Annotated in this window: 11 protein-coding genes; 6 read left to right on the top strand and 5 right to left on the bottom strand. The window is 53.3% G+C overall.

Features of this window, described 5'->3' with window-relative positions; all coding sequences use genetic code 11:
- The first annotated feature begins 245 nt into the window (after positions 1–245).
- Positions 246–1,916 (top strand): long-chain-fatty-acid--CoA ligase, encoded by a 1,671-nt coding sequence (locus FE783_RS11875; protein ID WP_138879558.1) that lies wholly within the window; start codon positions 246–248, stop codon positions 1,914–1,916.
- 513 nt (positions 1,917–2,429) lie between these two features.
- Positions 2,430–3,701: an MFS transporter gene (locus tag FE783_RS11865; RefSeq protein WP_138879556.1), complete on the top strand. Its 1,272-nt coding sequence runs from the start codon at positions 2,430–2,432 to the stop codon at positions 3,699–3,701.
- 72 nt (positions 3,702–3,773) lie between these two features.
- Here the strand turns inward: FE783_RS11865 and FE783_RS11860 are convergent, their stop codons facing one another.
- From FE783_RS11860 to FE783_RS11850, 3 genes are all read right to left on the bottom strand, one after another.
- Positions 3,774–4,448, bottom strand: coding sequence for a DUF2238 domain-containing protein (locus tag FE783_RS11860; RefSeq protein WP_138879555.1), 675 nt, complete (start codon positions 4,446–4,448; stop codon positions 3,774–3,776).
- A 117-nt stretch (positions 4,449–4,565) separates the two neighbouring features.
- Positions 4,566–5,525 carry a zinc dependent phospholipase C family protein gene (locus FE783_RS11855; RefSeq protein ID WP_138879554.1) on the bottom strand — a complete coding sequence of 320 codons (960 nt, stop codon included), beginning with the start codon at positions 5,523–5,525 and terminating at the stop codon, positions 4,566–4,568.
- A gap of 88 nt (positions 5,526–5,613) precedes the next feature.
- Positions 5,614–6,480 carry an amidohydrolase family protein gene (locus FE783_RS11850; RefSeq protein ID WP_138879553.1) on the bottom strand — a complete coding sequence of 289 codons (867 nt, stop codon included), beginning with the start codon at positions 6,478–6,480 and terminating at the stop codon, positions 5,614–5,616.
- Positions 6,481–6,877: 397 nt separating this feature from the next.
- On the opposite strand from FE783_RS11850, the gene FE783_RS11845 reads away from it, so the two are divergent.
- From FE783_RS11845 to FE783_RS11835, 3 genes are all read left to right on the top strand, one after another.
- The gene (locus FE783_RS11845) at positions 6,878–7,549 is read left to right on the top strand and encodes a nitroreductase family protein (protein WP_138879552.1); all 672 of its coding nucleotides are present in this window, start codon (positions 6,878–6,880) and stop codon (positions 7,547–7,549) included.
- A gap of 132 nt (positions 7,550–7,681) precedes the next feature.
- Positions 7,682–8,113, top strand: a complete 432-nt coding sequence (locus FE783_RS11840; protein WP_138879551.1) for an RrF2 family transcriptional regulator — start codon at positions 7,682–7,684, stop codon at positions 8,111–8,113.
- 111 nt (positions 8,114–8,224) lie between these two features.
- Positions 8,225–8,977, top strand: a complete 753-nt coding sequence (locus FE783_RS11835) for an alpha/beta hydrolase (RefSeq protein WP_138879550.1) — start codon at positions 8,225–8,227, stop codon at positions 8,975–8,977.
- A gap of 64 nt (positions 8,978–9,041) precedes the next feature.
- On the opposite strand, the gene FE783_RS37490 is transcribed toward FE783_RS11835, so the two are convergent.
- The gene (locus tag FE783_RS37490; RefSeq protein WP_158301754.1) at positions 9,042–9,197 is read right to left on the bottom strand and encodes a hypothetical protein; all 156 of its coding nucleotides are present in this window, start codon (positions 9,195–9,197) and stop codon (positions 9,042–9,044) included.
- Positions 9,198–9,386: 189 nt separating this feature from the next.
- Between FE783_RS37490 and FE783_RS11830 the strand changes: the two genes are divergently transcribed.
- Positions 9,387–10,415 carry a M42 family metallopeptidase gene (locus FE783_RS11830; protein WP_138879549.1) on the top strand — a complete coding sequence of 343 codons (1,029 nt, stop codon included), beginning with the start codon at positions 9,387–9,389 and terminating at the stop codon, positions 10,413–10,415.
- Positions 10,416–10,684: 269 nt separating this feature from the next.
- Here the strand turns inward: FE783_RS11830 and FE783_RS11825 are convergent, their stop codons facing one another.
- Positions 10,685–11,860 (bottom strand): M20 family metallopeptidase, encoded by a 1,176-nt coding sequence (locus tag FE783_RS11825; protein ID WP_420799733.1) that lies wholly within the window; start codon positions 11,858–11,860, stop codon positions 10,685–10,687.
- Positions 11,861–11,872 lie beyond the last annotated feature (12 nt).

The raw sequence follows: 11,872 nt of genomic DNA, 5'->3' as shown, positions 1-11,872 counted from the left end.
AGGGTGCCGGCGCAACGGAAATGGTGTGGATTAAGCGGCTGGCTTACCCCCATTATAGCCGAAAAGATGCAATTTTGTTATCTTTTTTCGACTTGTTTCGATATTTTTACTCGTATTTGGTCGTATTTTGTCTTTTCCGGCATATCGGCATCCTCGACAGTTCTCGTCATGTTGAACAGGCATCGCCCCATATCATTAACTAACCGCGCGTATTGCGAAGCTGCGCAAAGGAAGGTGGATGATTCATGGATCGGCGACCGTGGCATAGCTATTACCCGCAAGAAGTGCCGTCTGCGCTCGATTATCCGTCCGTTCCGCTTACAAACCTGTTGATTGAAGCGGCGGAGCGGTTTCCGGAACGAACCGCCGTTACTTTTTTCGGCAAGACGATAAAGTACAAGGATTTACTCCGCCAATCGTTTCAATTTGCCGACGCACTGAAGCGTCTCGGGATCTCCAAGGGGGACCGGGTTGCGCTGCTACTGCCCAACATGCCTCAGTATATCGTCAGCTACTACGGCGTGTTGTTTGCCGGCTGCATCGTCGTTCAACTGAATCCGCTTCATGTCGAGCGGGAGCTGCTGAGGCACTTGACGGATTCCGGAGCCGAGACGATCGTTTGCCTGGACCTGCTGCTGCCCAGAATCCGCAATATCCGCGAGAAGTCCGGATTGAAGCGCATTATCGTCACAAGCATTCGCGACGAGCTGCCGGCCTTGAAGAAAGCGCTGTATCCGATTGTGCAGAAACGGAAAGGCTCGCCTTTGCCGAAATACGATTCGGAAGCGGAGCGGCTGTATGTATTTCATCGTCTGCTTCGTTCGGCAGATCCCGCACCCGCAAGGCTGGATGCCGATCCGGACGAGGATGTCGCCGTCCTTCAGTATACGGGCGGAACGACGGGAACGCCGAAAGGGGTCATGCTGACGCATGCGAACCTGATGGCGAATGTGCGTCAGTGCGGAGCATGGCTGTATAAGACCGAGCAGGGGCAGGAGACCGTGCTTGCTGCCGTACCGCTATTTCATGTGTACGGGATGACCGTTTGCATGAATTTCGGGTTGTCCATCGGCGCGAACATCCTGCTCGTTCCGAAGTTCGAAATCGAGATGCTGCTGAAAACGATTCATCACGAGAAGCCGACTATTTTCCCGGGAGCGCCGACGATGTATATCGCCATCAACCATCACCCCAAATCGGCCGTAAAATACCGGGTTTCCTCGATCCGGTGCTGTATCAGCGGCTCTGCGCCGCTGCCGCTGGAAGTTCAGCAGCAGTTCGAGAGGTTGACCGGCGGACGTCTCGTCGAAGGTTACGGGTTGTCGGAATGTTCGCCGGTTACGCATGCGAATCCGATCTGGGGAGTGCGCAAAACCGGGAGCATCGGACTGCCTTGGCCGGACACCGATTGCAAAATTATCGATCCGGAGAGCGGCGAAGAAGTACCGAACGGACAGATCGGCGAACTGCTCATTCGCGGACCTCAAGTGATGAAGGGGTATTGGAACAATCCGGCGGAGACCTCGAAAACTTTGATCGACGGATGGATTCATACCGGGGATATGGCTTTCATGGACGAGGACGGCTTCTTTCATATCGTGGACAGGAAAAAAGATATGATTATCGCGGGCGGTTATAACATTTTCCCGCGGGAGGTAGAGGAGGTGCTGTTCGAGCATCCCGACGTTCAGGAGGCGGCGGTGATCGGCGTTCCGGACGAATATCGAGGGGAGACGGTAAAAGCTTTCGTCGTGCGGAAGGCCGGCGCGGGCGTAACCGAAACCGAGCTCGATACGCACTGCCGTTCCAAGCTCGCTTCCTATAAAGTGCCGAGAATATACGAATTCAGGGAATCGCTTCCGAAGACGATGATCGGCAAAGTGCTCAGAAGAGAGCTGAGGGAAGAAGGCCAGTAAAAAAAGATGCCCCGGATTGCGCTGTTTCCGGGTCATCTTTTTTTTCGCGAGAACGTTGGCCGCGGGGAAGTTTCCGGTTCAATCAGCGTCCGCGACGATAAGGGACATACGGTGTCGGCGTAGGGTACTCGTCTCTTTGGGAGTAGCAATATACGTGCCGCGGTACGGGAACGCAATGGTGCCGGTTCACGATTTCGATGGGATGGATCACGTTTACGATTTGGGGATGGTAATAATCTTTGTAAATGACTTTGGGCGGGTCGACCACATTGCTAGCAGGGCATATCGGTTTTGGACAGTACGCCATTTTCTTTATTCATCTCCTTTATGTCGGGGAATGGGATAGTATATGATTACCGTCTAGAAGTGGAATGTGTGGGTGCCCAGACCTAGCACTTAATTGTTATGCGATCGTCCCGGCAAAAAAACGTAGTCGATTCTCCTTATGCGGTGGTACAATGTTGATGGATCGCCGCGCTCGCACGCGGCCGACATTCGGAAAGGGGGGCTCCCATGGATCGACAGACGGTTCGGGCATGGGTTATGTACGATTGGGCCAACTCCGCATTCGCCACGACGATGATGGCTGCGGTGCTGCCGATATTTTATAGCGATGTTGCGGCTTCGACGCTGCCGAACGAGCAGATGGCCACATCGTACTGGGGGATGACGCAGTCGGTCGCGATGCTGATCGTCGCCGTGCTGACGCCGATTTTGGGAGCGATTGCGGATTACTCGGGGTTTAAAGTTTTGTTTCTGCGGCTTTTTTCGTACTTGGGTATTTTGGCTTCTCTGTGCTTCGTATTTGTCGGAAACGGCGACTATTTGCTGGCCTCGGTCTTGTTCATTCTGGGCACGATCGGATTTTCCGGAGGAAATGCTTTCTATGATGCTTTACTGAACGATCTCGTCGAGCCGGAGAAGCGGGATTACATATCGTCCAAAGGGTTTGCGTTCGGTTATATCGGCGGAGGCGTGCTGCTCGTTTTGAACCTTCTGCTGATCCAAAAGTACGGTTGGTTCGGGCTGCCCGATAGTTTGACCGGCACCTATATCTCTTTCGCATCCGTCGCGCTGTGGTGGTACTTGTTCTCGCTTCCGCTGTTCCGCAAGGTGAAAGACAGGAAAGACGGACCGCGGCATAAATTCGGGGAGTATACCGTAATCGGCTTCTCCCGCATATGGAACACGTTCAAGCGCATTACGCGATATCCGGAGCTGCTTAAATATTTGATCGCTTACTGGTTTTTCAACGACGGAATCAGCACGATCATTACGATGGCGACGATCTACGGCAAAGAAATCGGTCTGGGCACGTCCCATTTGATAGCCGCTCTTGTCATCACGCAGTTCGTCGGCATTCCGTTCACGCTGCTGTTCGGTAAAATCGCCGAGCGGCTCGGTTCGAAGCTATCGTTATACATTTCGCTCAGCATCTATGTGCTCATTGTTATTTTCGGCTATTTCATGACGGAAACCTGGCAGTTTTATGCGCTGGCCTTTGTCGTAGGGATGGTTCAGGGAGGCAGCCAATCGATTGCCCGGTCAATCTACAGCCGTCTCGTTCCCGCCGATCGTCCGGCCGAATTTTTCGGTTTCTTGAGCGTATCCAGCAAGTTCTCGGCGATCGTCGGGCCGTTCGTCTTCTCGGTAGTTGGACTTGCGACAGGTTCAAGCCGTCTCGGTATTTTGGCCCTCGTCGTATTTTTCATTGTCGGGATCGCGCTGCTGGCCAAAGTCAATTTGCAGAAAGGGGCTGCGGAAGCGGAAGCGGCCCAAGCCTAAGAACATTAAAAAGGCCGTTGTTCCTTATCGCGCAGGGACAGCGGCTTTTTTTTGTGCATCTATGTCGCTAGCTTATGGATGAGCTTTGTTTTCCTCACGCCACACGATCCATACCAACAGCCCCATCGACAATACCGCTCCGATGAATCCGAGCATCATATCTTTCTGCGTGTCGAACAAGTCCCCCTGCATGCCGATAAATTGCTCGCTGTTCTGCCCTTGACCGGCCAGGCTGGCCGCCGCCATCTCCACGATTTCGAAAAAAGCGCTGAAGTTTAATATGACCGCGGCCGGAATGGCGTATGACAAAAAGCCGCGCAGCAAGACGAGCCGCGTCAAAAGCTCGCGGAGCGGATAGGCTCCGAGCAAGCCGAAGGCAAAATGGACGACCCGGTCATAATAGCTGCGTTTCGTATGAAACGTCGCTTTCAGCCACGTATCGATCGGCGTATGCTGATAAGAATAATGGGTCGCGTAAGTATGGAAGCAAAGGAACAGGGCGATCAAAATATACGAAAAATTGGAAAACTGGAACGTTCTATACGTCCAGACGAGTACGATTACCAGTCCGGCGACTAGAATGTTCTCCACAAGCCACAGCGACCGGTCGGTCGGCCATATCGCGAGTAGTCCCCAAAACAGCGTGAATGCAATAACCGTCAATTGCAGCACCTTATTATGTCCAAAAGGGATCGAGTGGCTGAACAGCGCGTATTCGGACGAATCATGTATTCGATCATGGAACATGGAGCTACTCTCCTTTTATTACGGCGATAAGGTGATTTTTACCGAAGCTACCGAATTCTATTCAAAACAAAAAAACGTTACCGGGAGACAGGCTCTCGATAACGTCTGAAGTTGGTCTCATATCATCGGTTCGGCATGCACGATTTTCCAGCCGTCGGCACACGGTTTGCCGGTTTCATAAGAGATGTCCCCGAGACAATCCTCCAACGCTTGCCTCGTGTCGTTCGCAGCGGCGGTTTGAGAGCGTGCGGCATATTCCTCGGAAATATAGCGGAGCGCCGCTGCCATCACTTGTTCTCCGTCATCCATTGCCTGGTTCCACAAATCCCAGAAGCTCTCGTTATGGCGTTCTTCCGGAATGGACGGGTGCCGCCACTCTTTCCGGGACTCGTTCAGAAAGTCAAGGGCGGGAACTTTTTTCTTGAAGACGAAAGGCTCTATTTTGCCGAAGGTGATCGTTCGCTTCAGCCCGCTCGGATCGTGAAACAGCCTCTGCGCGCGAATCATGTCACGGTATGCATCGTCCCAATCGCCGGTGCCGAAGCTCGAAGCGATGTCGGGATAATGGGAGCGGGCGAGCTGATCAAAGACGGAAGCCATATTGCCGGGCAGCCGGTCTCCGGCGTACAGTTCCTTCCACACGGGAGTGATCCACGTCTCGATGCCGAGCAGCTTGCGTGCGACCAACGTATCAAGGATGATCTCGAACCGCTGATGGTTCCATTTCTTGAAGCCCGATAAGTAAAACACGTACGGATGAGCATTCCGGTCCAAAATATGATGGGTCAAAAAACCGAGCGCATAAACCGTTTCCGCCGAATGAAGCGGCTTGCCCTTCACATGATCCAGCAAATCGAGCATGAACGGCCCGCACTTGCCGCTGTGCATCGCTCCGCCCAGCTTGGGCATTCCGATGCCGGTTTGCCACGGCAGGAAACGGTGATAAAACAAAAAGTCCGGACCCTGGCATCCGAATTGATAAATGCGCAGAAGCTCCGGAGTAGCCGACACTTCTTGAAGTCCGATCTTGCCCGCGAGCTCGCGGCCGAACAGAAAGTGAGTCCATATGTTAGGCATCGGGTGTAAAACGCTCCTTTAACCTGATTCCGGGCTCCCGCGAGCAACGAATCTCGTAACGACGAGAGCCCGGCTACCATTCATTGTATCAGGATAGCGGAACAAGCTTCAAGGCGTTGCCCGAGTATATTTTGGTCAGTACGTCCTCCGGAAGTCCGAGCGAATTCAACACTTCCTGATGGACATTGTCGAAATAATCGCGTCCGTACAATATACGATCCTGGAATTCAAGCAGGAACGATTTGGCAAATTCCGGATCGCGCTTGAACGCATTGGCGCCGGAACCGGCCGAAATATCGCAGTACAGGTTCGGATAACGGTTCAACATTTCCGTTATTTTGCCGCCCGGTTGCACTTTGCCTGTAGGGTAGGCGGCTTTATCGTACTGGTCGTCGCCCGAAATATGCGCCCAAAAGCCGGGGGCATGTCCGAGGAATATCGTTTCGGGGCAAGCTTTGACCGCGCGTTCGAACGATTCGATGCCTCCTCCGTACCACCAGTTGGGTCGAGGGTACTTGGAGCCGGTAGAAAATTCGTAATCGATGTGAACCGTTACGGGCAAGCCCTTCTCGCCGCAGAAGCGGAATAACCGGATTGCGTCCGGATTGTCGTACATCATCCTCAGCTTGATTTCGCCGTACACCCTGACGCCGTAAAGCTTGATGGCGTGGTCCAGCTTGTCGATTGCGTCGGGCCGGCGCGGATCGGGCGCGTATCCGAGAATGAATTTGTCCGGATATTGCTCGGCATAGGACACGCAGCGGCGGAAGGAGATAGGTCCGTCCGGCAAACCGGCGTCGGGAATGCTTTTCTTATAGGACGGGTTATACTCGTCATCCGGACATTCCCAGCTGAGCAGCCAAGTTTTGTCGATGTTGTACTGCTTCATGTTGTCCAAATAGCGGGTGACGTTATAGCCGTACCAGTCCGGGTGGTTGTGGCAATCGATGATCATGTGCCGAAACCTCGCTTTATCTTATAATAGTTTTCCTACCATATTGTACAGGCTAAATACAGGTGCGGCAATTGGATTCCGTTACGCGACGACATAAAGACAAAAGCGACGGACCATGTGAATCCGATAGTCGTGCAAATACTGTGGTTGACAAAGGAACAGTTTCGACATATACTGTGCATATTAATTATACAGTAAAAAGAGAGCGTATTGCAGAAAAGTCAATCCTGCAGTAAATAATCAAACCGGAGTCCCGGGGTGAAAAGGAGATAGGTTCGTTCTCCATCTCATGAGCAGGGATGATCTACCCGATACTGTGTGTAATTCCGCATAGTAATAGTTCGAGGGCATTTCGCGGATCAACTGTAACGAATAATCCCATTGGAGGAATGAGAAGATGACGACAGAAGTTCAAAACAATGTGCAAACAAATGAGGAGCAAAGCTTCTTGGCGGTAGCCAAACAACGCCGATCGGTTAGATCGTATGATCCGGAATGGCGAATTCCGCAGGAGGAGCTGCAGGACATCTTGGAGACGGCGATACTGGCCCCATCCTCGTCGAACCTGCAGCCATGGCGATTCCTCGTGCTGCAGGACGCCGAGCTCAAGCGGAAGCTGCTGCCGATCGCCTACAACCAGCAGCAAGTAGTCGAAGCGTCCGCCGTCATCGCCGTATTCGCCGATCCGATGGGGTACGAGAAAGCCGAACAAATTTACAGCAGCGCGGTAGCGGCGGGGTATATGCCTGAGATGGTCAAAGCGGATTTCGTAAAGCGCTCCGTGCAGACTTACAGCTCGCTCGGCGAAGATAAATTGAAAAGCATCTCGCTTGTGGACGGCGGACTTGTATCGATGCAGCTTATGCTTGCGGCCAAAGCGAAGGGCTACGATACGGTTCCGATGGGCGGATATGACGCGAATAAGTTTATGGAAGCTTTCGACGTACCGCAGCGCTGGGTGCCGGTCATGCTGATCGCGCTTGGCAAAGCGGCGAAGGAAGGACACCCGACGACTCGTTTGCCTTTGTCGGAAGTCGTATTCTGGGATTCGTTCGAAACCCGGGCATAATCATACCGGCTCGCCGGCGCGGTACTCTATGGGGAAACGGAAGCATCAGACTTCCGTTTCTTTTTTTTGGCACGGATGATGATTGCAAATATGTCGGAAAAAAGGCAATATAGGGAAGAGGGGGTGGCAGAGATGGAGACGACTAGAAAAGAAGCTCCAAATGCGAAATGGTTCGGGTACGCGTTGCAGTCCTTGGCCATTCTGGCGATTCATAACGGTGTATGCCCGAGCTGCGAAATCGCCGTCAAAATGGAGTCGCAGGCGACGCTGCTGCGTCGCATTATGGCACAATTGGCCAAGTTTAATCTGGTTGTGGCCAAGGAAGGGCGCGACGGAGGCTATTTACTCGCCAAACCGGCCGACCAAATCACGTTTGCCGACGTATACCGGGCGCTTCAGCTGCCGGAACCGCTTTCCCAGGCGCTGCTCGATTCAACCTCGGACGGATTGTTCGGCAAAGAAATGCAGTGTTACTTTACGAAGTTTGCCGGGGAATGGCAGAAGCGGGTCCTTTTCGAATTGGAGCAGCGTACGGTTGCCGATTTGACCGTCGGCTATAAATAAAATGTTGCAAGCTGCTACTTGTAAGCGTTTGCCGGTCTCAAAAGGAATGGCGCAATTCGTGCTTTGAACTTATAATAGGATTGATTTGTTGCGCAGAAAGGTTGGTAGAACATGGCATTCATTCAATGTAATTTTATTTCCGAGACGCTCGCGATCGGGGCGTCGATGAACGTACTGTTGCCCGATCCGAAGCCGGGCCAGCCGGCGGACTTGAAATATCCGGTTCTTTTTTTGCTGCACGGGCTATCCGACGATCATACGGCGTGGATGCGCTATACTTCGATCGAGAGATACGTCCGCAATAAGCAAATCGCCGTCGTCATGCCGGCGGTTAACCGCAGCTTTTACACCGATATGGCGGGTGGATTTCCGTATTGGACGTTCGTGAGCCAAGAATTGCCGGCCAAAGCAAGAGCCTATTTCCCGCTATCGGACAAAAGAGAGGATACTTTCGCGGCGGGTCTGTCGATGGGCGGCTATGGCGCTTTCAAGCTTGCGCTTCGACGTCCCGACTTGTACGCTGCGGCCGCAAGCTTGTCGGGTGCGCTTGATATTAGCGGGAACAAAGATCGATGGGCCAGAGATTTCCGCTACATATTCGGCGACGGCGCTCCTATCCCTTCGGACGACGATCTGTTCAAGCTGGCGGAGAAAACCGCCGCGTCGGACGGGCCTAAGCCTAAGCTTTACCAAGCATGCGGGACGGATGATTTCTTGTATCCGGCAAATCTGAAGTTTCTGGAACATTCCCGTTCGCTCGGACTCGATGTGAAGTACGAAGAAGGACCGGGAGGACATTCATGGGATTTGTGGGATGAATACATCCGGCGGGTTCTGGAATGGCTTCCGATCCGTTCAACATAAAAGAAGGAGGGAGAGTGTCCTTGCGGTAAGGACACTCTCCGCTTTTGTAGCGACGGAGGCAGAGCTACATCGTGAATCGCGTTTTATCTTTTTTGCCCGCTTGTTCGTTGTCCTGTTCTTTGTCGGTTAAATCTATCGCGAATTCTTCGCGGTATTGTTCGATGTGTGACGGATGACCCGCCGGACCATTGTTTTTCGGACGATTGTTGCGACCTGCCATTACGATCACCTCCCTGCCGGATTCCCGAAAAAACGGGCACCCGATCAGGTTCCCGCAGCGTGATAGCGACCCGTGAAACATATTCCGGAGCCTTTTCGGGGAATCCTACAGTAGTTTGCCATTTGTCCCCGATATCATACGGAACTGGAGCATGAATCCCATTCACTTAAGGAAAGGACGGTTTGGATCATGATCATCAATCGGGAGTACTTGACGGATATTTTGCTAAGGCTGCTCCATACGCCGAGTCCGTCCGGGTTCTGCGGGCGTATAGCGTCCATGATCGAGCAGGAAGCCGCGGCTTTGGGTTACGCTTCCGAGCGTACGCCGAAAGGCTGCGTTATTATTACGGTCCCCGGCAAGCGGGAGGAGACGCTCGGCATCTCCGCTCACGTCGATACGCTGGGAGCCATGGTGCGATCGATCAAATCAAACGGCACCATCCGGTTCACGCCAATCGGCGGGTATATGATGAGCTCCGTCGAGAACGAGTACTGCCGAATTCATACGCGGGACGGTCGGGAGTATGAAGGCACAGTGCTGCCTGTCAAGCCTTCGGTACACGTATATGGCGATGCGCGCGAGATGAAGCGCGAAGAAGCGAATATGGAGATACGGATCGACGAGCATGCGGCGAGCAAAGACGACGTATTGGCGCTTGGCATATCGGTCGGCGACTTCATCTCGTGGGAACCGCGCGTAAGACAGCTGCCGAACGGCTATATCAAATCCCGTCATTTGGACGATAAAGCGGGTGTGGCGGCTGTCTTTGCCCTGCTGCGTGGGTTGCGGGATGCGGGAGTCGCACCCGATCGGACATTGAAAGTCGTCATTTCGGTGTATGAAGAGGTAGGACATGGGGCCGCTTATTTGCCGCCGGATGTCAGGGAACTGATCGCCGTGGATATGGGGGCGATGGGCGACGACCTTAGCTGCAAAGAAACCGACGTATCGATATGCGCCAAAGATTCTTCCGGCCCGTACGATTACGAAATGACATCCAAGCTGATCGAGCTTGCCAAGCAGCATCGGATTCCGTATGCGGTGGACATCTACCCGAATTACGGCTCGGATGCTTCGGCGGCGCTGCGGGGAGGAAGCAACATCCGTGCCGCGTTGATCGGTCCCGGCGTTCATGCTTCGCATGGAATGGAGCGGACGCACATGGACGCAGTTGCCAATACGGCGGTGTTGCTTGGGGCTTATGTTATGGAGTGATGGATGCAAAAGAAGCCTTCCTTTGTGGGAAGGCTGGGGATTGAGGAAGTCTGCAAAGAGAGGGAGCGGAGAGGACAAGGGGACAGGGAATGCGCTCCACTTCCGTTAAAATCAAGTTGTCTTTTTAGACTTATTGCTGGTACAACTCGATTTTAAAGTCAGACGCTTCGCTTTACGCACATCTCCCTGTCCCCTTTTTGCATCTCAATTCTCTTTAGACTTTCTCGACAAGCTCCGCCTTCCCAATGCGGGAAGGCTTCTTTTGCATGTTAGAGTATGGAAGATTCTTTGAAAGACGCCCGGATTCTGCCGAGCAGCTCCGAATCCGTCATCACATCATAAGCGGTGGCGGCAAGTGCCTTCGCGGATAGAAGCATACCCTCCAAGGCGCGGTCGGTCATGGCAAGGTCGCGGAATTCGGTTGTATGGAGCATATACGTTTCATCGATAACCTGAACGAACGGGTGAATGGACGGACACCGGCGGGAAACGTTGCCAAGGTCGAGTGAGCCGTGATCCCGGCCTTCGTGAATCCGATCCTCCGGGATGCCGAGCCCGATCAAGTTGCCCGTAAACGTTTCGGACAAAGGTACGTTCGTTCTCAGCTCGTCGTAAGAGTATTCGTAATTGCTCGTCTTGAGCGTGCAGCCGGTTTGCAAAGCCGCTCCTTCCGCACAGCGCAATACTTTTTGCACCGTTTCGTCCGTGTACGGACGATTGGCCGATCGGATGTAAAATCGGGCCGAAGCATAATCCGGAATGATGTTCGGAGCTTCCCCGCCGTCCGTGATAACGCCATGCATACGAGCATGGCTGGCTAGCTGCTGCCGTAGTGCATTTAACGAATGGAACAGAAGCAGTACCGCATCCAGCGCGTTGACGCCATCCTGCGGATTCGCCGCGGCATGGGCCGCTTTGCCGAAATATTCGAACTGCAGCGCATCCATCGCAAGCGACGATCCCGACTTCTCGTATCTATGAAACGGATGGGCCATAAGCGCAACATCCACATCATCGAACAGTCCGGCTTCCGACATCGGCACTTTGGCGCCTTTCGTTTCTTCAGCGGGCGTCCCGTATACCCGGATCACTCCTCCGATGTCGTCCAGCACCGATTTCAAGCCGATAGCCGCTCCAAGCCCCATCGTACAGATCAGATGATGGCCGCATGCATGCCCAAGCCCCGGAAGCGCATCGTATTCGCACAAGAAAGCGACTGTAGGACCGGGTTTGCCCGACGTATAGGTGGCGATAAAAGCCGTGGACAAACCCAATACTCCGGTCTCGACTTGAAATCCTTGCCGCTCGAGCTCCTCCGTCAATTTCCCGCACGCCAGTACCTCCTCATTCCCGAGCTCCGGATTGTCGCCGATAAAGAGGGCGATCCGTTTCAGCGTATCCGCATGATTATTAATGGCATTAAATAATTGTTCTTTCACGTTTATCCCCCATTCTTA

Source organism: Paenibacillus mesophilus (assembly GCF_005938385.1).
Lineage (GTDB): Bacteria > Bacillota > Bacilli > Paenibacillales > NBRC-103111 > Paenibacillus_AB > Paenibacillus_AB mesophilus.
The sequence above is the reverse complement of the archived record's forward strand: the minus strand, read 5'-3'. Positions and strand labels throughout refer to the sequence as shown.

Bases quoted from the DNA above. Each gene is read 5' to 3' on its own strand.
- FE783_RS11875 (WP_138879558.1), top strand. From the start codon at position 246: ATGGATCGGCGACCGTGGCATAGCTATTACCCGCAAGAAGTGCCGTCT.
- FE783_RS11865 (WP_138879556.1), top strand. From the start codon at position 2,430: ATGGATCGACAGACGGTTCGGGCATGGGTTATGTACGATTGGGCCAAC.
- FE783_RS11860 (WP_138879555.1), bottom strand. From the start codon at position 4,448: ATGTTCCATGATCGAATACATGATTCGTCCGAATACGCGCTGTTCAGC.
- FE783_RS11855 (WP_138879554.1), bottom strand. From the start codon at position 5,525: ATGCCTAACATATGGACTCACTTTCTGTTCGGCCGCGAGCTCGCGGGC.
- FE783_RS11850 (WP_138879553.1), bottom strand. From the start codon at position 6,480: ATGATCATCGATTGCCACAACCACCCGGACTGGTACGGCTATAACGTC.
- FE783_RS11845 (WP_138879552.1), top strand. From the start codon at position 6,878: ATGACGACAGAAGTTCAAAACAATGTGCAAACAAATGAGGAGCAAAGC.
- FE783_RS11840 (WP_138879551.1), top strand. From the start codon at position 7,682: ATGGAGACGACTAGAAAAGAAGCTCCAAATGCGAAATGGTTCGGGTAC.
- FE783_RS11835 (WP_138879550.1), top strand. From the start codon at position 8,225: ATGGCATTCATTCAATGTAATTTTATTTCCGAGACGCTCGCGATCGGG.
- FE783_RS37490 (WP_158301754.1), bottom strand. From the start codon at position 9,197: ATGGCAGGTCGCAACAATCGTCCGAAAAACAATGGTCCGGCGGGTCAT.
- FE783_RS11830 (WP_138879549.1), top strand. From the start codon at position 9,387: ATGATCATCAATCGGGAGTACTTGACGGATATTTTGCTAAGGCTGCTC.